At 63.0% G+C, this 21,074-nt stretch carries 19 protein-coding genes; 7 read left to right on the plus strand and 12 right to left on the minus strand.

Going from position 1 to position 21,074, the window contains the following annotated elements; all coding sequences use genetic code 11:
• The first annotated feature begins 8 nt into the window (after positions 1–8).
• From AC1UK9_RS15625 to AC1UK9_RS15640, 4 genes are all read left to right on the plus strand, one after another.
• A complete protein-coding gene (locus AC1UK9_RS15625; RefSeq protein ID WP_473015938.1) occupies positions 9–1,061 on the plus strand; it encodes an extracellular solute-binding protein in 1,053 nt (350 codons plus the stop codon).
• A gap of 130 nt (positions 1,062–1,191) precedes the next feature.
• Positions 1,192–2,388 (plus strand): amidohydrolase family protein, encoded by a 1,197-nt coding sequence (locus AC1UK9_RS15630; protein WP_482577903.1) that lies wholly within the window; start codon positions 1,192–1,194, stop codon positions 2,386–2,388.
• Positions 2,385–3,872 (plus strand): amidohydrolase family protein, encoded by a 1,488-nt coding sequence (locus AC1UK9_RS15635; protein ID WP_482577904.1) that lies wholly within the window; start codon positions 2,385–2,387, stop codon positions 3,870–3,872. Before AC1UK9_RS15630 ends, AC1UK9_RS15635 begins: the two co-directional genes overlap by 4 nt.
• 11 nt (positions 3,873–3,883) lie before the next feature.
• Positions 3,884–4,546, plus strand: coding sequence for a flavin reductase family protein (locus AC1UK9_RS15640; protein ID WP_025109869.1), 663 nt, complete (start codon positions 3,884–3,886; stop codon positions 4,544–4,546).
• A gap of 131 nt (positions 4,547–4,677) precedes the next feature.
• On the opposite strand, the gene AC1UK9_RS15645 is transcribed toward AC1UK9_RS15640, so the two are convergent.
• The 8 genes from AC1UK9_RS15645 to AC1UK9_RS15680 all read right to left on the minus strand — a co-directional run bounded on the left by AC1UK9_RS15645 (position 4,678) and on the right by AC1UK9_RS15680 (position 13,366).
• Positions 4,678–5,337 carry a DUF799 domain-containing protein gene (locus tag AC1UK9_RS15645; protein ID WP_108590425.1) on the minus strand — a complete coding sequence of 220 codons (660 nt, stop codon included), beginning with the start codon at positions 5,335–5,337 and terminating at the stop codon, positions 4,678–4,680.
• On the minus strand, positions 5,334–5,702 hold the full coding sequence (locus tag AC1UK9_RS15650) for a DUF4810 domain-containing protein (protein WP_003225593.1): 369 nt from the start codon (positions 5,700–5,702) through the stop codon (positions 5,334–5,336). Before AC1UK9_RS15650 ends, AC1UK9_RS15645 begins: the two co-directional genes overlap by 4 nt.
• Before the next feature lie 31 nt (positions 5,703–5,733).
• Positions 5,734–6,420, minus strand: a complete 687-nt coding sequence (locus AC1UK9_RS15655) for a CsgG/HfaB family protein (RefSeq protein WP_177327321.1) — start codon at positions 6,418–6,420, stop codon at positions 5,734–5,736.
• Positions 6,421–6,678: 258 nt separating this feature from the next.
• Positions 6,679–9,756: an error-prone DNA polymerase gene (locus AC1UK9_RS15660; protein ID WP_482577906.1), complete on the minus strand. Its 3,078-nt coding sequence runs from the start codon at positions 9,754–9,756 to the stop codon at positions 6,679–6,681.
• On the minus strand, positions 9,753–11,168 hold the full coding sequence (locus AC1UK9_RS15665; RefSeq protein ID WP_473015943.1) for a Y-family DNA polymerase: 1,416 nt from the start codon (positions 11,166–11,168) through the stop codon (positions 9,753–9,755). The genes AC1UK9_RS15660 and AC1UK9_RS15665 overlap by 4 nt, the downstream gene beginning before the upstream one ends.
• 7 nt (positions 11,169–11,175) lie before the next feature.
• Complete coding sequence (imuA, locus tag AC1UK9_RS15670) at positions 11,176–11,793, minus strand: translesion DNA synthesis-associated protein ImuA (protein WP_025109863.1); 618 nt, start codon at positions 11,791–11,793, stop codon at positions 11,176–11,178.
• Entirely contained in the window at positions 11,793–12,410 is a 618-nt protein-coding gene (lexA, locus tag AC1UK9_RS15675) for a transcriptional repressor LexA (RefSeq protein WP_473015944.1), read from the minus strand. Before lexA ends, imuA begins: the two co-directional genes overlap by 1 nt.
• Before the next feature lie 38 nt (positions 12,411–12,448).
• On the minus strand, positions 12,449–13,366 hold the full coding sequence (locus AC1UK9_RS15680) for a LysR family transcriptional regulator (protein WP_482577907.1): 918 nt from the start codon (positions 13,364–13,366) through the stop codon (positions 12,449–12,451).
• 103 nt (positions 13,367–13,469) lie between these two features.
• Between AC1UK9_RS15680 and AC1UK9_RS15685 the strand changes: the two genes are divergently transcribed.
• From AC1UK9_RS15685 to AC1UK9_RS15695, 3 genes are all read left to right on the plus strand, one after another.
• Complete coding sequence (locus tag AC1UK9_RS15685; protein WP_482577908.1) at positions 13,470–15,212, plus strand: amidohydrolase; 1,743 nt, start codon at positions 13,470–13,472, stop codon at positions 15,210–15,212.
• Positions 15,213–15,399: 187 nt separating this feature from the next.
• A complete protein-coding gene (locus tag AC1UK9_RS15690) occupies positions 15,400–16,137 on the plus strand; it encodes a TorF family putative porin (RefSeq protein ID WP_482577909.1) in 738 nt (245 codons plus the stop codon).
• Positions 16,138–16,352: 215 nt separating this feature from the next.
• Complete coding sequence (locus AC1UK9_RS15695; RefSeq protein WP_025109858.1) at positions 16,353–18,011, plus strand: phosphoethanolamine transferase; 1,659 nt, start codon at positions 16,353–16,355, stop codon at positions 18,009–18,011.
• 129 nt (positions 18,012–18,140) lie between these two features.
• Here the strand turns inward: AC1UK9_RS15695 and AC1UK9_RS15700 are convergent, their stop codons facing one another.
• From AC1UK9_RS15700 to AC1UK9_RS15715, 4 genes are read right to left on the minus strand one after another with little or no spacing between them, the layout of a single operon-like run.
• Entirely contained in the window at positions 18,141–18,419 is a 279-nt protein-coding gene (locus AC1UK9_RS15700; protein WP_473015948.1) for a DUF971 domain-containing protein, read from the minus strand.
• A complete protein-coding gene (locus AC1UK9_RS15705; RefSeq protein WP_482577910.1) occupies positions 18,416–19,378 on the minus strand; it encodes a HEAT repeat domain-containing protein in 963 nt (320 codons plus the stop codon). Before AC1UK9_RS15705 ends, AC1UK9_RS15700 begins: the two co-directional genes overlap by 4 nt.
• Positions 19,375–20,223, minus strand: a complete 849-nt coding sequence (locus tag AC1UK9_RS15710) for an ABC transporter ATP-binding protein (protein WP_025109855.1) — start codon at positions 20,221–20,223, stop codon at positions 19,375–19,377. The genes AC1UK9_RS15705 and AC1UK9_RS15710 overlap by 4 nt, the downstream gene beginning before the upstream one ends.
• A complete protein-coding gene (locus tag AC1UK9_RS15715) occupies positions 20,223–21,005 on the minus strand; it encodes an ABC transporter permease (protein WP_482577911.1) in 783 nt (260 codons plus the stop codon). The genes AC1UK9_RS15710 and AC1UK9_RS15715 overlap by 1 nt, the downstream gene beginning before the upstream one ends.
• Positions 21,006–21,074 lie beyond the last annotated feature (69 nt).

Consider the following 21,074-nt stretch of genomic DNA (forward strand, 5'->3'; position numbering starts at 1 on the left):
GCGTTCTCATGAAAGTCAAAAACATGCGTCTGGCAATATCCGGTCTGGCCCTGAGTTGTTTCACCGCGTTCGGCGCCCACGCCGCCGAGCCGAAGGAGCTGTTTTTCTACAACTGGACCGACTACTACCCGGTGGATTTGCTGGCCAAGTTCGAAAAGGAGACCGGGATCAAGGTCACCATGGACGGCTACGACAGCAACGAAACCCTGCTCGCCAAGTTGCAGGCCGGCGGCGCCGCTTATGACGTGATCGTGCCGTCGCAGTCGATCATGCAGACCCTGATCAAACAGGACCTGCTGCTGGAAATCGACACGCCGACCCTGAGCAATTTTCAGTACGTCAAAGGCCCGTTCCGCGATCCGGGCTTCGACCCGGGGCGCAAGTTCTCGGCACCGTATCTGTGGGGCACCACCGGATTTTCCTATGACAGTGCGCGAGTGCCCGGCGGCAAGCTGGATGACTCGTGGAAAGAGTTCTTCGAACCGCGCAAGGAGTTGCAAGGTCAACTCGCCGCACTCGATACCTCAAGCAGCGTGATCAATGCCGCCAGCCATTACCTGAACGTCGACGAATGCACGGAAAACCCGCAGGACGCCAAGCGCATCCTCGAACTGCTGCAGAAGCAGAAACCGTTCCTGAAAATGTACAGCTCGGACAACACCGTCGACCGCATGGCCTCGGGCGAAGTAATCATGATGCAGAACTGGAACGGCTCTACCGCGCGGGCCACCTTGCAGAAGAGCACGATCAAGTACGTGTATCCGCGTGAGGGCGTGGCGATGTTCCAGGACAACTTCGCCGTGCCGAAAAGCGCGCCGCATCCGGGCAACGCGAAGATCTTCATCGACTGGATGATGAAACCGGAAAACGCCGCCGCCGTGTCCAACGCCATTGCCTACGCCAACGGCATCCAGAGCGATGCGTTGCTCGACCCGAAATGGAAGGTCATGGACGCCATCAACATGCCCGAGGAATACGCCTCGCGCCTGCGCCCGGAAAAGGAATGCAGCAACAAGGCCCGCGAGCTGCAGGACCGAATCTGGTCGAAGCTCAAGGGTTGATCATCTGACTTTAAACCGTGGCGCGGCCTTCGCGAGCAAGCCCGCTCCCACAGGGGAACGCATTTCAATGTGGGAGCGGGCTTGCTCGCGAAGAGGCCCGCCCAGACAACACTGAACCCGAGGTAAACAAATGACCCAGCCACAATGGCTCCGCAACATCCGCCCCTACGGCTCCCCCGCCGAGGACCTGCTGATCGAAAACGGCCGCTTCAGCCAACGCCGTCCGGCTTCCAGTGCGCCGCTGGCCGCCAGTGACATCGACGGCCTCAACCAGTTGCTCACCGCCCCGCTGGTGGAAAGCCATGTCCACCTCGACAAGACCCTCTACGGCCAACCCTGGCGTGCGAACAGCGCCGGCCCGACGCTCAAGGATTACATCAGCAACGAGCGGCGCATTCTCCGTGAGGTAACAGCGCCGATTGCCGAACGTGCCGGCGCGCTGCTGGAAAACTGCATCGCCCGTGGCTCACTGACGATGCGCTGCCACGTCGACATCGACCCTGAATTCGGCCTGCGCCATGTCGAAGCGATGCAGCAGTTGCGCGAACGCTACAAGGACCTGATCGACCTGCAACTGGTGGTATTTCCGCAGACCGGACTGATCAGCCGCCCCGGCACCGCCGAACTGATGCGCGAAGCAATGGCCCTGGGCGTGGAGAACGTTGGCGGCCTCGATCCGTGCGGCATCGACAACGACCCGATTGCACAACTCGACTTCGTGTTCAAACTCGCCAGCGAATTCGACCGAGGCGTCGACATTCACCTGCACGACAAAGGTGAACTGGGCCTGTGGCAAATCGCGCGGATCGCCGAGTACACCGAACACTTCAACCTGCAGAACCGGGTGATGATCAGCCATGCCTACTGCCTGGGCATGTTGCCGTGGAGCCAGGTCCAACCGGTGGCTGAACGTCTCGCAGCCCTGGGCATTTCGCTGATGAGTTCAGCGCCGGCGGACTGCGCGGTGCCGCCGTTTCTGGCCTTGCGTGCGGCCGGGGTCAACGTTTGCCTGGGCTCTGACGGCATCCGCGATGCGTGGTCGCCAATGGGCAATGGCGACATGCTGGAACGGGCGATGCTGCTGGCGTTTCGCTTCGATCTGGCCAAGGACGATGAACTGGGGGCGGCGTTTGCAGCGGCCACGGTCAATGGCGCTGTTGCGCTGGGCGTCAACGATTACGGGATCGACCTCGGGCGGCCAGCGGATTTTCTGCTGATACCGGTGGAGACGCTGGGTGAGGCGGTGGTGTCGCGCCCCGTGCGTCAGGTCTATCGCGGCGGTCAGTTGGTCGCCAATGGCGGTCGCTTGCTGGAAAGCCGTTTGTGAAACGCATCGGCCTGAAGGCCAGTTGCGTGGTCGGTTTCGACGGCACGCAGCACGTGCTGTGGCGTGACGGTGAAGTGGTGTTCGCCGGGGCGCGCATCGAGTTCGTCGGACGCGGTTATCAAGGGCCGGTCGATCAGTGGATTGACTACGGCAACGCACTGATCGGCCCCGGCTTCATTGATCTGGATGCCCTCGGCGACCTCGATTCCACCGTGCTGACCCTCGATAACGGCGACGAGCGCGCCATGGGCCGCATGTGGTCATCGCAGTACCTCGCCGCCGGCCCGCACGAGACTTACAGCCCTGACGAAGAAATTTTCAAATACCGCTACGCCTTTACCCAGTTGATTCGCAACGGCATCACCACGGCGATGCCGATCACCTCGATGTACTACCGCGAGTGGGCCGAATCCTACGATGAGTTTGCCGCCGTCGCAGGCGTTGCGAGCGAACTCGGCTTGAGGACTTACCTCGGCCCTTGCTACATGAGCGGCATGAGTTACTGGCGCGCCGACGGCACGCTCGCCCATCACTGGGACGAGGCCCGTGGCCTGGCCGGACTTGATGCAGCTGAACGCTTTTTCAAGGACTTCGACGGCGCACACGACGGTCTGATTCGCGGCGCGCTGCTTCCGGATCGCATCCAGACCTGCACCCCGGCACTGCTGCAACGCACCTCGGCCCTGAGCCGCGAACTGAATGCGCCGATGCGCCTGCATTGCTGTCAGGCGCAGAGCGAGGTGGCGATGGTCGAGCAGTTGCGCGGCACGTCACCGCTGGGCTGGCTGCAACAGCTGGACTTGCTGACGCCGCGCAGCCTGTTGCCCCACGGCATCTACACCCGTGGTGACGACGACCTGCAGCGGGTGATCGACGGCGGCGCCAGCCTGGTGCATTGCCCGTTGGTGTTCGCCCGCGATGGCGAGGCGCTGAACTCGTTCGGGCGCTATCGCGCCAAGGGCATCAACTTTGCCCTCGGCACCGACACCTGGCCGGCGGACTTGCTCGAAAACATGCGCCACGGCCTCAACGTCGCGCGGTTGATGGAGGGCGGCTCGGCGCTCACCAGCAGCCTCGATTTGTACAACGCCGCCACCCTTGGCGGTGCACGGGCCTTGGGCCGGGATGACCTCGGACGTCTGGCCCCCGGCGCCAAGGCTGACATCACCGTATTCAGCCTGCGCGGCCTGCATCTGGGGCCGCTGTTCGATCCGTTGAAAAACCTGCTGTTGGCCGGGCGCGGCGACGACTGCATCGCCAGTTACATCGATGGCCGTTGCGTGATGCACGACGGTCAGGTCACGGGCGTCGACTACCCCGCCCTGCAACGCCAGGCCCAACACCAATACGAAAAACTCATGCGCAGCCACAGCGAGCGGGCCTTTGGTCGACCGGACTGGAAAACCCTGTTCCAGCCGGCCATCCCGTTCGCTGACGACTACAGCGCCGACGCGCCATTGAGCGCAATCGATCCACGTGTTTAGAGACTTCTGCCATGCACAGCTTCGACTTCAGCCAGCTCAGCCCCCGGGAAAAATACAAGATTCTGATCGGCAGCGTGGTGCCTCGCCCGATTGCCCTGGTCACCACCGTCGACGGTGAAGGCCGGGTGAATGCCGCGCCGTTCAGTTTCTTCAACGCGCTGTCCGCCGACCCGCCGATTCTCGCCCTTGGCGTGGAAAACTACGGCGATCAAAGCCCCAAGGACACCACGCGCAACATCCAGTTGAATCAGGAATTCACCGTGAACATCGTCAGTGATGCGCTGGTGGAGGCGATGAACGTCTGCGCCGTGCCGTTCGCGCCCGGGTTCGATGAACTGACCGCCGCCGGCCTGACGGCGATTGCCGGCACCACGGTGAAATGCCCACGGATCGGCGAAGCACCGGTCGCACTGGAGTGTCGGCGGATGATGGCGCTGAACATCGGTCAGTCGCGGGAGATCATTTTTGGTGAAGTGCTGATGGCGCATGTACGCGATGAGTTGATCGACCCTGAAACGCTGTACATCGATCAATTGGCGCTGGATGCGATCGGGCGGATGGGCGGCCATGGCTATGCGCGAACCCGGGATTACTTCGACCTGCCGACCCGCTCATTGCAAGCGTGGACGGAAGCGCCGGGAGGTGGCGAGCGGTTTTGGCCGACAGCCAAATAAATCAACAGCGCAACGCATTACCCCTGTGGGAGCGGGCTTGCTCGCGAAGGCGGTTGGTCATTCAAAGATTACTTGTCTGATACACCGCTTTCGCGAGCAAGCCCGCTCCCACAGGGGGTTATTTCGCTTGCTCAGTCAGTGCCGTACTTCGGCGAACGCGGGCCATACAACAGGCCGGCGTGCTGACCGGCCGACAACAGACGATTGCTCGCCACACCGGCAATCGGGTAGCCGGCATCGGTCGAACTGTTGATCACCTGCTTGACTGCGGCGGTGATCAGCATGCCGACCAGGCCGCCACCGCTGTTGTTGCCGCCCTCTTCGCTCGACGCCCGTGCCGAACCGGTCCACAGCGTGGTGCCGGATTTCAGGTCCACCAGTTTGGCGGTGGCCGTCACGGCGGTTTCGCTGCTGATGACCATGTACCGCGTGCCGTACTCGGTCACGGTGATGTACAGCGCAGCGTCGGCGCCGAAGATTTCTTTCAGCTTGTTGGCCGGCGCCTGATGGATGTCATCCGGCGTGGTCAGGCCATTCTGGCGAAAGGTTTCGTCCACCAGGGCGATCGGCAGCACGTAGTAACCGGCCTCGGCCAGTGGGAACGTCACTTGCGACAACAGGCTGTACGAGGCTTTCACGTCTGGCGAGGTGTTCAGCGGCGGCAGCACCAGAATGGTCTTCGGCCGTGCCTGCTTGTACGCCGAATAGTCGACGGTTTTCGGCGCAACGCAGCCACCGAGTACGGTCAGGGCCAAACCGGCGGCCAGCAGTTTCAGGGTGCGCGAGATCATTTGGCGTCTCCGGTCTTGGCGTTTTTAAGCAGAAAATCCATGTACGGGCCGGACTCGGGAAACAGCGCTTTCTCGGTGCGGAATTGCTGCACCATCTGATCGTCCTTGCCCATGCTCAGGTACAGCAGACCGAGGTGCGCGTGGTAGCCCGGCGGCACGGCCTTGCCGGTGGAACGGATCTTCTGCAGGTCACGCTCCAGCACTTCGGCCTGCGCTTCTTTCGGCTCTTCGCCTTTGAAGTATTCGTAGACCTGCGGTTGGTAGTCTTCCCACTGGTACAGGGTTTTCGGGCTGCTGCAACCGGCCAGCAAAGCGCTGGCGGCCAGCGTCAGGGCCAGCAGCGACCGCGACAAAGTCAGATTCATGAGGGGTATTGCTCCTTGCAATGAATAGCGATCAGTTACCCGGTTTCCAGGCACCGGCGTTCATGCCATCAACCAGGCGGTTGATCGCCTCGCGCATGGCCAGATCGAGGACTTTGCCGTTGAGGGTGGAGTCGTACGCAGCGGTGCCACCGAAGCCGATGATTTCGCGGTTGGACAAGGCGTATTCGCCGGCGCCCTGAGTCGAATACACCACTTCGGAGGTGCTGATGTTGACGATGTTCAGGTTGACCTTGGCGTAGGCGACCTGAGTCTTGCCACGGCCGAGAATACCGAACAGCTGGTGATCGCCGGTTTCCTTGCGGCCGAACTCGGTGACGTCACCGGTGACCACGTAATCGGCACCTTTGAGGCGCTGGGCCTGGCCTTTGATCGCCGCTTCCTGCTGGATTTCGCCCATGTTGTCGCGATCGAGCACGGAGAAACGGTTGGTCTGCTGCAAGTGGGTGATCAGGATGGTCTTGGCCTGACCGCCGAGACGGTCGACGCCGTCGGAGAAGATCCCGCGCATGTAGCTGGAGCGGTTATCGAACTTGCCCACCGCCATTGGCACGCGAACGCCGGTCCAGACCTGAGTAGCGCTCTCGACCTTGGCCACCGGCAGTGCGCGGGAGCTTTCGGTGGCGCAGCCGGCAAGGGAGCCTGCGATAGTGCCGAGCACGGCAATCGCAACGCCTGAGACCAACATCCGGGAGATCATTCTCACTGTGCATTCCTTCTGAAAAAACGGTGTGTCCCGGCACGGCAAAGCGGTGGGGAGCGGAAAAGGGGCGGCATTATGACAAAGTGCCATCACTCATGACAGGACTTTTTGACGCCAAGGAATTGGCTGTTTTGATACGCACACAAATCAATTGTGGGAGCGGGCTTGCTCGCGAAAGCGGTGGGTCAGTCAATAGGGATGTCGGCTGATACACCGTCTTCGCGAGCAAGCCCGCTCCCACAGGGGATCAGCGCGCTAATGAAAATCGCGGCTCTGCACGCGGATGCCGTCGAGCAGCGGGCTCAGGTCGCTCAGCCGTCCGGCGATCAGGTGCCGCACCTCGCCTTCGCGCTCCCAGCGGCCATCGACCTTGAGCAATTGCGAGCCCACCAGCACCTGACGCTGGCGCTCGGCCAAATCGCGCCAGACCACCACGTTGACGTTGCCGAACTCGTCTTCCAGGGTGACGAAGGTCACGCCGCTGGCGGTGCCCGGTCGTTGCCGGCCGGTGACCAGCCCGGCGATGCTCACTGGCCGCCCGTGCTCGACCTCCATCAACTCCTGCGAACTGCGACAGCGCCGGGCCTTGAGTTCACCTCGCAGCAGCGCCAACGGATGCGGCCCCAGCGTAGTACCAAGCGTTGCGTAATCGGCCTGCAGGTCCTCACCGACACTGGGTTTTGGCAGCAGCACATCGGGCTCTTCCTGACTCGGCAACCCGGCAAACAGACCCAGTTGTTTCTCCACCCCGGCCACTTCCCAGCGCGCGCGATGCCGATGCCCGGCCATCCCGCGCAACGCTCCGGAATCCGCCAGCAGCGCCTGGGCCCGACTGTCGAGCGCGGCCCGTTCGCCCAGGTCGGCGACATCGGCAAACGCCCCGCGCATCCGCGCCGCTTCGATGCGCCGGGCATCGTCCTCGCGAAAGCCCTTGATCATCCGCAGGCCCATGCGGATCGCCGGTTGCGCGCCGCTGATCGGTTCCAGGCTGCAATCCCAGTCGCTGGCGCGCACGTCCACCGGACGGATCTGCAATTGGTGGCGGCGCGCGTCCTGCAGAATCTGATCCGGGCTGTAGAAACCCATGGGCCAACTGTTGATCAGCGCACAGGCAAACGCCGCCGGTTCGTGGCACTTGAGCCAGCAACTGGCGTAGGTCAGCAAGGCGAAACTGGCAGCGTGGGATTCGGGAAAACCATAGCTGCCAAAACCCTTGATCTGCTCGAAGATCTGCGCGGCGAACTCCGGGGTGTAGCCGTTTTTTTCCATGCCGGCGGCCAGCCGTTCCTTGTGCGGCTCCAGCCCGCCGTGGCGTTTCCACGCCGCCATCGAGCGGCGCAACTGATCGGCCTCGCCGGGGCTGTAGTCGGCGGCGACGATAGCGATCTGCATCACCTGTTCCTGAAACAGCGGCACGCCGAGGGTGCGTTTGAGCACCACCTCCAGCTCCGGCGAGGGGTAGGTTTCCTCTTCTTCCTTGTTCCGGCGACGCAGGTACGGATGAACCATGCCGCCCTGAATCGGCCCGGGGCGGACGATCGCCACCTCGATCACCAGATCGTAGAAGTTCGCCGGGCGCAGGCGCGGCAGCATCGACATCTGCGCCCGGGATTCGATCTGGAACACGCCGATGGTGTCGGCGCGGCTGATCATCTCGTAGGTCGGTTTGTCTTCGGCGGGAATCGTCGCCAGGCTCAGATCCTGATGGCGATGACGGCGCAGCAGGTCGAAGCAGCGACGGATCGCGCTGAGCATGCCGAGGGCGAGAATATCGACCTTGAGCAGCCCGACCGCATCGAGGTCGTCCTTGTCCCACTGAATGATCGTGCGCTCGGCCATGGCGGCGTTTTCCACCGGCACCAGACAGTCCAGCGGCTGCTCGGAAATCACGAAGCCGCCCGGGTGCTGCGACAGGTGCCGGGGAAAGCCGATCAGTTGCCCGGTGAGGCTCAGCACTCGACGCAACACCGGGCTGTCAGGATCGAATCCGCCTTCGAGCAAGCGCGCCAGCGGCGGTGTTTCATCGCTCCAGTGACCGCAGCAATCGGCCAGCGCATTGATCTGGTCCGGCGGCAGGCCCAGGGCCTTGGCCACGTCGCGCATCGCGCCGGCGGCGTGGTAGGTGCTGACCACTGCCGTCAGCGCTGCGCGACGACGGCCATAACGACGGAACACGTATTGCAAGACCTCTTCGCGACGTTCGTGTTCGAAGTCGACGTCGATGTCCGGCGGCTCGTTGCGCTCTTTCGACATGAAACGCTCGAACAGCAGCGTGGTGCGATCCGGGTCGATCTCGGTGATGCCCAAGGCAAAACACACCGCCGAGTTGGCCGCCGAACCCCGTCCCTGACAGAGAATCTGTTGCTCGCGGGCGAAACGCACTACGTCATGCACGGTGAGGAAGTAGCTTTCGTAGCCGAGTTCGGCGATCAGTTTCAGCTCGTCATTGATCTGCTTCAGCACTTTGGCCTGAGGCCCTTGCGGCCAGCGCCAGGCGATGCCTTCTTCAGTCAACTGGCGCAACCAGGAACTGCCGGTATGTCCCTCCGGCACCAGTTCTTTCGGATACTGATAGCGCAACTCGCTCAGATCGAAAGTGCAGCGCCGGGCCAGCTGTACCGAGGCGTCGAGCAACGCTTGCGGATACAGCTCGCGCAACACATCAAGGCTGCGCAGATGGCGCTCGCCGTTGGGGTGCAGGCGTAACCCGGCCTCGGCCACCGGGACGTGATGGCGGATCGCGGTCATGGTGTCCTGCAAGGCCCGCCGGCCACGGGCGTGCATGTGCACGTCACCGCTGGCCACGGCGGCAATCTGCAACTGCTCCGCCAGACTCAGCAGTGCAGCCAGCCGGCGCTGATCGTCCTGCCCGCGATGCAACTGCACCGCCAGAAACAGACGCTCGCCGAAGACTTGCTTCAGCCAGCGGCCCTCCTCCATATCATCCACGGTGTCCGGCACCCACACCGTGAGCAGCCCCGGCAGCGGCTCGCTGAAATCCTCGCGCAGCACCCGGTACTGGCCTTTCTGCGTACGCCGCCGGGCCTGGGTGATCAAGCCGCACAAGGCCTGATACCCCGCGAGGTTCTCCACCAACAGCAGAAGTTTCGGGCCGTTGTCGATGCGCATTTCACTGCCAATGATCAGCGGCAGTTCAACCGATTTCGCCGCCTGCCAGGCACGGACGATCCCGGCCAGCGTGCACTCGTCAGTGATCGCCAGCGCCTGATAACCGTGTTTTTTCGCCCGCTGGAACAGCTCAAGGGCACTGGAGGCCCCCCGCTGGAAACTGAAGTTCGACAGGCAATGCAGCTCGGCATAGCCGTGGTTCATGCAAACCAGCCCTGCAGCCACAACGGACCGCCCTCGCCCACCGCCCGATAGGCCCAGCCCTGCTGACCGGCGCGGTTCTGGATCAGGTAGTAATCGCGGCGCACGTCGTCACCGTCCCACCAGCCGGACTCGATGCGCTCCGGCCCCATGAGGATCCGCGCCGAACCTTCGGCCACGCTCTGCGGTTCACCGAGCAGCCAGCCCGGGCGCTGAACGCTCGGCAAACCACTGCAGCGCTGCTTGTCGACGCCGTTCTGCCAGGCGCATTCCGGGCGATGATCGGCCTGGAAGCGCAGGCCCTGCACTGCGTCATCGCCGAGCCGGGCGCGCAGGCGTTCGCGCAATTGCTCCCAGGGCAAGGTCTGTTGCGGGCGGTCATCGAACAGTTCCTGAAACTGCGGCACGAAACTCGGCAGGTCTTCGGCGCGCAGGCGAAACCCGCGCACCGGCGCTTCGACCTGCACCTGCTCCAGCCGTCCCCGGGCCAGTTCGAAGAGCATCGCCGGATCGCGCTCGGCGCTGAGCAGGCCAACCTTGATCACCGTATCCGGCAGCCCGGCGTGCTCCAGGTGCAGATCGAAACGCTGCACGCCACTGTCACGCCCGCAGAGGAACGCCGACAGGTCAGCGGTCAAACGACGCAACGGGAACAGCAGCGCCTGATGGGATTGCACGTCGAAATTGAGTTCGATGCGCACATCAAACCGGTCCGGCGGCAGATAGAACGCCAAGGCCAGCGGGCGCGCGCCGAACAGCGTGTCGAGGTGTTTGAGCATCGACGCTTCGAAACGCCGGGCCAGGGCCTGACGCGGCAGGCTCTGCACCTGATTCAGACTGCGCAGGCCCATGCGCGACAGTGCCGTGGCGACGGGCGGCTCCAGCCCCACCCGGTCGACGGGTAACTGCCCGAGATGATGCTGCAAGGCTTCACCGTCGGGCACCACCAGGCCATCGTAGGCGTTGGCCAGCACTCGTGCCGCCACCGGATTCGGTGCAGCGACGATGCGATGGCGAAAGCCCAGATCAGTCAGTTCCTTGCGCAACCGCGCTTCGAACTGCGCCCAGGAACCGAACAGGCCCAGACTGGATTCGATCTCGAACACCACGGTACGCGGGTAATGCACGCTGACCTGCGCGCTGAACCGGTAGGCCCACGCCGCCAGAAACTGCTGCCAGTGCTCGACCTCGGCGAGGTCGTAATCGGCGGTGGCAAAGCCTTTGCTCAAGGCCTGTGCAGCGGTCATCGACTGACCGGCGCGCAGGCCGAGCTGGCGCGCCGGCGCATTCACCGCTTGCAGCACCCGGCGCTGGGCCGGGCCGCTGAGCAACACCAACGGTTCATCGGGATCGGGACGTTGACGCAGCACCGCGTCGAGCGCCAACTGCGGGAACAGAATACATACCCAGCGCATGATGACCTCAGTGCCCCACGGCAAACGCAATTGGCGCCGTGCGCGCCAGCCCGCCCCGGCATTTGAGCACGCGCAACTGGGCAGGTCTGGCATCGATGGCAATCCGTAAAGCCGCCGGTGACGGGTTGACCGCCTCGCTCAGCGGGCGCCAGGCAAAGGCCAGGGTCTGGCCGGTTTCCGCGGCCACCTGCAAGCGCCGCAACGCGCGGTCATCAGCCTTGTGCGGCCAGCACAGCACAGCGCCGCAACTGCCCGAGCGCAGGCATTGTTCCGCCGCCCACAAGGCGTCGCGTTCGCTGGCCTGGATCACCGACAGCTGACGCAGATCGATCCCGGCGTTCTCCCACGCCTGCGGGTACGGCACGAACGGTGGCGCCACCAGCACGATGCGTTCGCCCGCCGCCGACAACCGCGCCAGCGTCGGCCAGACCAATTGCAGTTCACCAACCCCGGGGCCAGCCAGCAGAATTTCGCTCAGCGCCGCTTCCGGCCAGCCACCGCTGGGCAATGCTGCATCGAGCGCGGCATGGCCGGTGGGTTGCGGGCTGGCCGCCGGGGGCGCAGGCCGGCCCTTCCAGACCTGGCCGCCATTGAACAGCGTATCGAGTGCAACGACGGCGCCCATCAGCCTTGCCTCACCAGACCGCAGAACACCCCTTCGATGGCCAGGTCCTGATCGTCGCGCACGACAATCGGCTGATACGCCGGGTTACGCGGCAGCAGGCGCACTTCATCGCCAAGCCGTTCGAAGCGTTTGATGGTGACTTCACCGTCGAGCCGCGCCACCACGATCTGGCCGTTGAGCGCCTCGGGGTTGCGTCGCACGCCGACCAGATCACCGTCGAGAATGCCGTCTTCGATCATCGAGTCGCCCTGCACCCGCAGCATGTAATCCGGGGTACGGGAGAACAGCGCCGGGTCGAGCATCAAGCGGCCATGGATGTCGGCATCGGCGCCGATCGGCGCACCGGCGGCAACCCGGCCGAGCACGGGAACATCCAGCAGCTCCGGGCGCGCCGGTTGCCCGAGCAGGCGAATGCCCCGGGCCTGATGCGGATTGACCTCGATAAACCCGGCGTCGGTGAGCGCCAGCACATGTTTGCGCGCCACGCTGCGCGAGGCGAAACCAAAAGCCTCGCTGATTTCAGCGAGGCTTGGGGGCTGACCGTGTTCGGCGATGCGTTCGCGGATAAAGGTCAGGATGGCGGTGCGGCGGGGAGTCAGATCGGTCATGGAGTACATTTGTACTCTTTCGCGTTTTTACTGGCAATGACCGCCAGTCAGTTCAACCCACGTTCGGCAAGAAACCCCGAGATGTAATCGATGAATGCCACCACCTTGGCCGTGGCCCGCCGATGGCTTGGGTACACCGCGAGAATGTGCGGGCCGAAGGTGTCCGGGTCGATCTCGTAGTCGGCCATGACCCGCACCAGACGCCCGTCGGCAATGTACGGTGCGGCGCTCCACAGCGGTGTGTGCAGCAAGCCACGCCCGGCCAGGGCGCTGGCCAGCAGCAGGTCATAATTGTCGCTGCGCAACAGCGGCGCCGTCGGTTGCGCCAGGCTCAGGCGCTGGCCGTCGCGCTCGGCCCACCAGAACTCGCGGCTGAGCAACGGGTGTTGATAGAGCAGCCATTCATGCTGCTCAAGGGTGTGCGGATTCACTGGCAAACCCTTGCGCGCCAGATACTCCGGGCTGCCGCACAACGCCAGACGATTGCTGCCGACCACCCGCGCGATCAGCCCCGGCAGGTCGTCATACCCTTCGCGCAAGGCCAGGTCGTAGCCGCTTTCCAGCAGATTGACGAACGCATCGCACAGGTCCACTTGCAGGCTGATCTGCGGGTATTGCTGCAAAAAGCCGTCGCACACCTGATCGAGAAACGCCCGCCCATAGGCCAGCGGCGCGGTGATTTTCAGGCTGCCGCGCAGACCGTGCTGCAACTGCTCGATTTCCTCGCCGGCCTCCTCCAGCCGCTGCAACACCAGCCGTGCGGTTTCCAGGTACACCCGGCCGATTTCGGTCAGCAGAATCCGCCGCGTACTGCGCTCGAACAACCGCGCGCCCAGTTCCGACTCCAGGTGATTGACCGCTTTGGTCAGGGCCGACGGGGTCTTGCCCAGTTGCTCGGCCGCGCGGCTGAAACTGCCGAGTTGCGCGGTGACCACGAACATTTTCAGTGCACCCAACTTGTCCATGCTTTTTCCATTCAGGCAAAAACGTTTTTCGTGAGGAAGGCGTTCTGTCGGCCAGTGTCAGCCACTAATCTGGCCATCAGACGCAATAACAAGGAAATCTTCAATGAAAAGATTCATCCCGAGTCTGTTGGTTACCGCTGTAAGTTTTGCCTCGATGGAAGCCATGGCCGCCACCGATCTGGTGCTGGTCAACGGCAAGATTTTCACTGCCGACCGCTCGCAGCCAAAGGTCCAGGCGCTGGCCGTGGAAAACGGCAAGGTGCTGAAAGTCGGCACGGATGCGCAGATCAAGGCACTGATCGAACCCGGCACGCAGGTGATCGACCTAGGCGGCAAGACCCTGATGCCCGGCTTGATCGACAGCCATTCCCACGCGATTTTCGGCGGTCTGGAAATGGTCTCGGCCAACATGGAAGACGAAGTCGTCGCCCTTGATGAACTGCAAAAGCGTCTGCGCGACTGGCGTGATGACGGCAAGGCCAGACACGGCGATGTGCTGAGCATTGCCGGCATGAGCTCGGCTTACTGGGCGCAGGCCGAAGCGCTGGGCAAGACCTTCAACCAGGGCGAATGGGCCAACGTTCCCGTGGTGTTCATCGGCAGCGATCACCACACCGCGTGGGCCAATAACGTCATGCTCAAACGCGTCGGTATCGATGCCGCGCTGCTGAAAACCCTGCCTGACGCGGAAAAAGACACCGTCGGCAAGCTGGCCAACGGCGAGCCCAGTGGCTTTGTGGTCGATGCCGGTTGGGATCGGGTCGCCTCGAAAATGCCGGTACCGAGCCCCGCCGACATGTTGCGCGCGGCCAAATCCGCCGTGCGCTTCAACAACAGCCTCGGCATCACCGCATGGATGGATCCGGCCGCCAACGCCGCACCGGGCGAGGCCGTGTTTGCCCTCAAACCCACCGAGAAAACCGTCGGCGTGCTGCCGGCCTACAAAGCGCTGTCGCAAAGCGGTGACATGAGCGTCCACGTCGCGGCGCTGCTGGTGGCCAACCCGAAAAGCGTGCCCGCCGACCTCGATACGCTGGATAAAGTGCGCCAACAGTTTCAGGGCATCCCCAACCTGACCCTGCCCGGGATCAAGATCTTTGCCGACGGCGTGATCGAGTACCCGGCGCAGAGCGCGGCGATGATCGATCCGTACAACAACTCGCACAAACAGGGCGAATTGCTGATCGATCCGCAGCATTTCGGCGAACTGGTCAGCGCCATCGACCAGCGCGGCTGGCTGGTGCACATCCACGCCATTGGCGACCGTGCGGTGCGTGAATCGCTGAACGGTATCGAGCAGGCGCGCAAGGACCGGCAGAGCGGCGTGACCCACTCGATCACCCACCTGCAAATGGTCAACCCGAAAGAGTTCGCCCGCTTCAAGCCGCTGAACGTGATCGCTTCGATGCAACTGCTGTGGGCCAGCGCCGACGACTATACCACCGACATGATCAAGCCCTACGTCAGCGCCCTCGCCTTCCGTTATCAGTACCCGGCGCATTCGTTGCTGAAACAGGGTGCGACGATTGCCGGCGCCAGCGACTGGCCGGTGTCGTCGCCCAATCCGTTCAACGCCATGGCCCAGGCCATCACCCGCGTCGGCCCGCTGGGCGTGCTCAACGCCGATGAACGTCTGGACCGCGAGACCATGTTCTACGCCTACACCGTCAACGCAGCGCGGACCATTGGCCTGGACCAGCAGATCGGCTCGCTGACGCCGGGCAAACAGGCTGACTTCATCGTGGTCGATCGCGACGTGTTCAGCGTCGACGAAAAAGCCCTGCACGACACCCAGGTCCTGCAAACCTGGTTTGGCGGCCGTCAGGTCTACAGCGCCACCCAATAACAACTCTGTTCCCCCCTGTGGGAGCGAGCCTGCTCGCGAAGGCGGCGTATCAGTCGCCATCAATGCTGAATGAACCACCGCTTTCGCGAGCAGGCTCGCTCCCACAGGGACTGTGAGGGTGGCCGAGATTGCATTCCCTCCACAGTTTTCGTACTGCCCAAAAATAATTACAACATCGGGACTTCACATGAAAGCCTTGCCCCTGTTCGCCCTGAGCTTTTTCAGCCTGCTGCCCTTGAGCGGCCACGCAATTCCCTTGAACGACGACTTCGCCATGCAGATCGACCTGACGCTGGCCAGCGACTACCGCACCCGTGGCATCTCGCAAACTCAAAATGACCCGGCCGTGCAGGCCGGCCTGACCCTGGCCCACAGCAGCGGCCTGTACGTGGGGGCCTGGAGTTCCAACGTCGATTTCGGCGACGGGCTGAAAACCCGTCAGGAAGTCGATTACTACGCCGGTTGGCTGTGGCAGGCGACCGAGGATGTCAGCCTCGATCTGGGCTACATCAAGTACGCCTATCCCAAAGAAAGTCAGTTCAACCAGAGCGAGGTCTACGGAATTCTCGGCGTCTACGGGGTGAAGCTGGCGGCGTATTACTCCAGCGATGCGCCGGGAATCGACAGCAAACAGAGCTCGCTCTACAGCTATATCGGTTATGAAACCGAGCTGCCGTACGATTCGGGGCTGAAGCTGCGTTACGGCAATATGGACTTCAAGGACCCGCACCTGTACTCGGCGTCCGGGCATGGCGAGGACAGCTACCGCGAATGGGAGGTCAAACTGACCCACAACCTGGCCGGGGTGGTGTTGGGCCTGAGCTACATCGACACCGACCTGTCGCAGAGCCAGTGCCTGAGCAATTGGGGCTTCAAGGATGTGTGCACGGCGACGGTGGTGGCGAGCGTGAGTAAATCCTTCTGACCCACCCTTGTAGGAGTGAGCCTGCTCGCGATGGCGGAGTGTCATTCAACAATGAAGTCGGCTGACACACCGCCATCGCGAGCAAGCCCGCTCCCACAGGTTTAGATCTGCGTCGGGCCTTTGTTACAGGATGTTTACAAAATTTTTACCATTGTTCTTCTACAGTTACGCGCGTAACCGTATGTGTTTTCTATTCGTGTAGAGGAATGTTGGTAATGGCTTTGGGCAAAGGACTGCGTTTACCGTCCATCACTTCAACCCGTCTGGTGCTGCTGTTTTCCCTGGCACTGGTGGCGCTGTACAACCTGGCAACCTGGAAGGCGCTGGGGACGCTGATCACCCTGCAAGGCGCGCACAGACTGGCGTTTTTCGCTTCGTTCGGACTGTTCCTGTGGGCCGCCATCAGCCTGTTGCTGACCCTGGTGTCGTTTCGCTGGACGCTGAAACCGGCGCTCACCGTGGTCGCCCTGCTCTCGGCCTGCGCCGCGTATTTCATGAACGAATACGGGATCACCATCGACACGGTGATGATCCAGAACGTGTTCGAAACCAACCCCGACGAAGCCGCTGCGCTGTTCAACGGCAAGCTGCTGGCCTACGTGCTGCTGCTCGGCGTGCTGCCGGCGGCGCTGATCTGGCGTTGGCCGGTGAGTTATCGACCGTTCTTTCGCGGCCTGCTCAACAAGGTGCTGGTGATCGCCGCCTGCGTGCTGGTGATCGGTGCCTCGGTGGGCGCGTTCTACTCGACCTACGCGCCGATCTTCCGTGAAGAAGACAAGCTCACCCACTTCATCAATCCGACCAACTACATCTACGCCATCAGCAAGTACACCAAACAGCGCCTGGGCATCAAAAAGCACTTCGTGGTGCAGGCCATCGGTGAAGACGCGGTGATGAGCGCCAAAGCCGCTGGCCGCGAGAAGAAGTCGCTGATGGTCTTCGTGGTCGGCGAAACCGCCCGCGCCGACCACTTCTCGCTGAACGGTTATGCGCGCGAGACCAACCCCGAGCTGAGCAAGCTGGACATCCTCAACTTCACCCAGGTGCACTCCTGCGGCACGTCCACGGCGGTGTCGGTGCCGTGCATGTTCTCGATGTTCCCGCGTGAGGACTACAGCGACAAGAAAGGCAAAACCTACGAAGGCCTGCTCGACATCCTGCAACGCGCCGGCGTGCAGGTGCTGTGGCTGGACAACAACAGTGACTGCAAGGGCACCTGCCTGCGCGTGCCGCACCGCGACATCGCGAAGAACCAGCCGGGGCCGTTCTGCGACGGCAACAACTGCCTGGACGAGGCGCTGCTGGCCGATCTGCAGAATTACATCGACAGCCTCAAGGGCCACGCGATCATCGTTCTGCACGCCGACGGCAGCCACGGCCCGGAATACTACGAGCGTTATCCCAAGGAGATGGAACGCTTCAAACCTATCTGCCACACCAACCAGTTGGGCAGTTGCAGCCGCGATGAACTGGTCAACGTGTACGACAACACGATCCTTTATACCGACCACTTCCTCGCCAGGGTGATCGAGTTGCTCAAGCGCAATCAGGACACGCTGGATACGTCGATGGTGTATGTCTCCGACCACGGCGAATCACTGGGCGAGAATGGGCTGTACCTGCACGCGGCGCCGTATGCACTGGCGCCCGAAGCGCAGACCCATGTGCCGATGGTGATGTGGTTTGGTGACACCACGCTGGCCCATGAAGGGATTGATCGCGGTTGTCTGCAAGGCAAGACCGGTCAGGCAGACCTGAGCCATGACAACCTGTTCCATTCGGTGCTGGGGTTGTTTGAGGTGAAGACGGCGCTCTATCAGCCGGGGCTGGATATTTTCCAGGGCTGCAAACCGTCGATGACTGCTGCGCAATAACCCTGAGAGTGCACAGATCCTCTGTGGGAGCGGGCTTGCTCGCGAATGCGGCGCATCAGTCGCCATCGATTTTGACTGACCCACCGCATTCGCGAGCAAGCCCGCTCCCACATTTGGATATTTCTTGGGTCAAGGGTTGAGTTGTGCCAGATAAGCCCACGGGTAGATTCCACGCTGGTGACCGTCGCTGAACACCAGTTGCACGCCGTAGCCCTGCGGGTTGATCTCGATCAGGCGCACCCGGTCATCGACCCGCGGAGTCAGACCTTTCAGGCGGAACGCGCGGCACTGCGAGCACGGGCACTGGCGGCGCAGGTCGGCGTGGTTGAGCACCGATTCGCGCCCGTCCGGCCAGCTCAGGCGCAGCGTCTGCGCGCTCTGCGAGTTACCCACCGACAGCGGACTCATTGCAGCTGACTCAAGGCAATCCGCACCGCTTTGCGCACTTCCGGATCGCCGTCGTCCTGCGCCGCCTGCAACGCCGCTACCGCGCCGCGATCATTCAGTTCACCGAGGGCCAGCGCGGCTTCCTTGCGCAGGTTGCTGATGCGGTGGCCGAGGGTCTCGATCAGGGCGTCCAGTGCCGGTGCAAAGCGCAAGCGACCCAGGCTGCGGGTGGCACGCAGGCGTACTTGCCAGTAGTCATCGCCCAACGCTTCGATCAACGCCGGGCCGGCGTCGCTGTGGCCGACTTTACCCAAAGTAGTCGCGGCTTCTTCGCGCACCTGCCAGGCGAGATCCTGCAAGGCCTGGTGCAGCGCCGGCAAAACTTCGGCGCTGGAGGCCAGGCCCAAAGCACCGGTGGCAGCGCGGCGCACTTCGGTGTCCGGATCATCACTGGCCAACCGCGACAATGCCGGCAACGCGTCGAACTGTTTGAGCCAACCCAGCACGCCGACGGCTTCGCGGCGTACGTTGGCGTCGGCATCATCGAGTGCCGCGACAGCAGCAGGCGCGGCGGCGGCGAAACGCAACTCGCGCAAGGCGCGGAATGCGGCGATCCGCACAGCGACTTCAGCGTGCCCGGTCCACGGCAGAATCACCCGGCCCGCGGCTTCGCTCTTGAGCAGGCTCAGGCTTTGCGCAGCAGCCGATTGCACGGCCGGCGATGGATCGGTCAGCGCTACACACAGGGCTTGAACCACGGATTCGTCTTCCCAGGCCTCCAGCAACCGCGCAGCTTCAGCGCGGACGTCTTCAGCGGGATCCCGGCCCAGGCGATCAACCAGCCAGAGCAGGCCATCGGGTTCTTCCAGATCCGCCAGATCAATCAGCGCAATACGCCGCACGCCGGCATCGTCGGCGGTCAGGCGCGGCTGCAGGGCGAGGATTTCATCGTTATCGGTCACAGCAAAAATAGAGGTCATAGGGCAAATCGCGGCAAGGGAGTTTCGGGAGGCAGGCCGAGCGGATTGAGGCGCGGCAGCGGTCGGTCGTTGTCGTGGCGCAGCAGGTCGAGGCAATGGCGCTTGAGGCGAGAAAACTCGGCGCTGGTCACTAGCTCAGTGGTGCGCGGACGCGGGAAGTCCAGGCGCAGGTCTTCGATGATTCGTCCCGGGCGCGCGCTCATCACCAGCAAGCGGTCGGCGAGGAACAGCGCCTCGTCGATGTCGTGGGTGACGAACACCACCGTGGTGCGAATCCGTGTCCAGATGTCCAGCAGCAGTTCCTGCATGTTCAGGCGGGTCAAGGCATCCAGCGCGCCGAACGGCTCGTCCATCAGCAGAAGGCGCGGCCGGTTGACCAGCACTCGGGCGATTTCCACCCGCTGCTGCATGCCGCCGGAAAGCTGATCGGGCCAGCGTTCGGCAAAGCCGTCGAGGCCGACCAGTTTAAGCAGGTCGTCAGCGGCACGATGACGCGCGGTTTTGCCGATGCCGCGCATCTTCAGGCCGAAGGCGACGTTGTCGCGCACCGTGCGCCACGGGAACAGCGTGTGATGCTGGAACACCATGCCGCGTTGCGGCGACGGCCCGGACACCTCGCCGCCATCGACTTTCAGGCTGCCGGTGTGCGCACTCAAGTGTCCGGCGAGTGCGCCGAGCAGGGTCGATTTACCGCAACCGGACGGGCCGAGAATGCACACGAACTGGCCCGGTTCGATCTGGCAATCCAGACCTTGTACCGCTTCGAACGCTTGCCGGCCTTCACCGAGAATGATTGACAACTGGCGAATATCGATCCGCCCTTCCGGGTTTTGCATCGCGCTCATCAGGCTTTTCCTCGTGGTCGGTGCCAAGGCGTGAACAGCCCGCCCAGACGCTTGATCAACAGACTGCTGCCCATGCCCAACACGCCGATCAGCAGCATGCCGACGACGATGTCGGCGTAGTTCTGAATGGTGTAGGACTCCCACGTGTAGTAGCCGATGCCGAACTGGCCGGAGATCATCTCGGCGGTGACCAGACAGAACCACGAGGTGCCCATGCCGATGGCGAGGCCGGTGATGATGCTCGGCGCAGCCCCCGGCAAAATCACTTCGAGCAAGATCGCCCGACGCCCTGCCCCGAGGCTTTTCGCCGAGGCAATCAAGCGTGGATCGACGCCCTCCACACCGTGCACGGTGTTGAGCAGGATCGGGAACAGCGCGCCGGTGAAGGTGATGAACACCATCGACAGCTCCGACGACGGAAACATCAGGATTGCCAGCGGAATCCACGCCACCGCCGGAATCGGCCGCAGCACTTCCAGCGGTGGCAGCAACAGGTCTTCGGCCCATTTCGAGCGGCCGATGGCCAGGCCCAAAGCGATGCCGATCACCAGCGCGGCGAGGTAGCCGGCGAAGACGCGGCCGAGGCTGGCGGTCAGGTGCTGGATGAGCTTGCCGGAGTCGCCGAGGCCGAGGGCGGCTTCGACCACGGCCAACGGGGTTGGCACGTTGGCGAAGGTGACGAGGCCAAGGTTCCAGTGGTGGCTGGCGGCGAGTTGCCAGAACAGCAGGCAGAGCAGCAGTGACGCCGCTCTCGGAACCCAGCGTGGGATGGATCGGAACATGAATTTTCCTCTCAACCCAGATCCCCTGTGGGAGGGGGCTTGCTCCCTCCCACAGTTGACCGAGGTGTT

The sequence above is a fragment of the Pseudomonas sp. AK-TSAG1-1 genome (assembly GCF_056821665.1).

Bases quoted from the DNA above. Each gene is read 5' to 3' on its own strand.
- AC1UK9_RS15625 (WP_473015938.1), top strand. From the start codon at position 9: ATGAAAGTCAAAAACATGCGTCTGGCAATATCCGGTCTGGCCCTGAGT.
- AC1UK9_RS15630 (WP_482577903.1), top strand. From the start codon at position 1,192: ATGACCCAGCCACAATGGCTCCGCAACATCCGCCCCTACGGCTCCCCC.
- AC1UK9_RS15640 (WP_025109869.1), top strand. From the start codon at position 3,884: ATGCACAGCTTCGACTTCAGCCAGCTCAGCCCCCGGGAAAAATACAAG.
- AC1UK9_RS15645 (WP_108590425.1), bottom strand. From the start codon at position 5,337: ATGATCTCGCGCACCCTGAAACTGCTGGCCGCCGGTTTGGCCCTGACC.
- AC1UK9_RS15650 (WP_003225593.1), bottom strand. From the start codon at position 5,702: ATGAATCTGACTTTGTCGCGGTCGCTGCTGGCCCTGACGCTGGCCGCC.
- AC1UK9_RS15655 (WP_177327321.1), bottom strand. From the start codon at position 6,420: ATGATCTCCCGGATGTTGGTCTCAGGCGTTGCGATTGCCGTGCTCGGC.
- AC1UK9_RS15660 (WP_482577906.1), bottom strand. From the start codon at position 9,756: ATGAACCACGGCTATGCCGAGCTGCATTGCCTGTCGAACTTCAGTTTC.
- AC1UK9_RS15665 (WP_473015943.1), bottom strand. From the start codon at position 11,168: ATGCGCTGGGTATGTATTCTGTTCCCGCAGTTGGCGCTCGACGCGGTG.
- imuA (WP_025109863.1), bottom strand. From the start codon at position 11,793: ATGGGCGCCGTCGTTGCACTCGATACGCTGTTCAATGGCGGCCAGGTC.
- lexA (WP_473015944.1), bottom strand. From the start codon at position 12,410: ATGTACTCCATGACCGATCTGACTCCCCGCCGCACCGCCATCCTGACC.
- AC1UK9_RS15680 (WP_482577907.1), bottom strand. From the start codon at position 13,366: ATGGACAAGTTGGGTGCACTGAAAATGTTCGTGGTCACCGCGCAACTC.
- AC1UK9_RS15685 (WP_482577908.1), top strand. From the start codon at position 13,470: ATGAAAAGATTCATCCCGAGTCTGTTGGTTACCGCTGTAAGTTTTGCC.
- AC1UK9_RS15690 (WP_482577909.1), top strand. From the start codon at position 15,400: ATGAAAGCCTTGCCCCTGTTCGCCCTGAGCTTTTTCAGCCTGCTGCCC.
- AC1UK9_RS15695 (WP_025109858.1), top strand. From the start codon at position 16,353: ATGGCTTTGGGCAAAGGACTGCGTTTACCGTCCATCACTTCAACCCGT.
- AC1UK9_RS15700 (WP_473015948.1), bottom strand. From the start codon at position 18,419: ATGAGTCCGCTGTCGGTGGGTAACTCGCAGAGCGCGCAGACGCTGCGC.
- AC1UK9_RS15705 (WP_482577910.1), bottom strand. From the start codon at position 19,378: ATGACCTCTATTTTTGCTGTGACCGATAACGATGAAATCCTCGCCCTG.
- AC1UK9_RS15710 (WP_025109855.1), bottom strand. From the start codon at position 20,223: ATGAGCGCGATGCAAAACCCGGAAGGGCGGATCGATATTCGCCAGTTG.
- AC1UK9_RS15715 (WP_482577911.1), bottom strand. From the start codon at position 21,005: ATGTTCCGATCCATCCCACGCTGGGTTCCGAGAGCGGCGTCACTGCTG.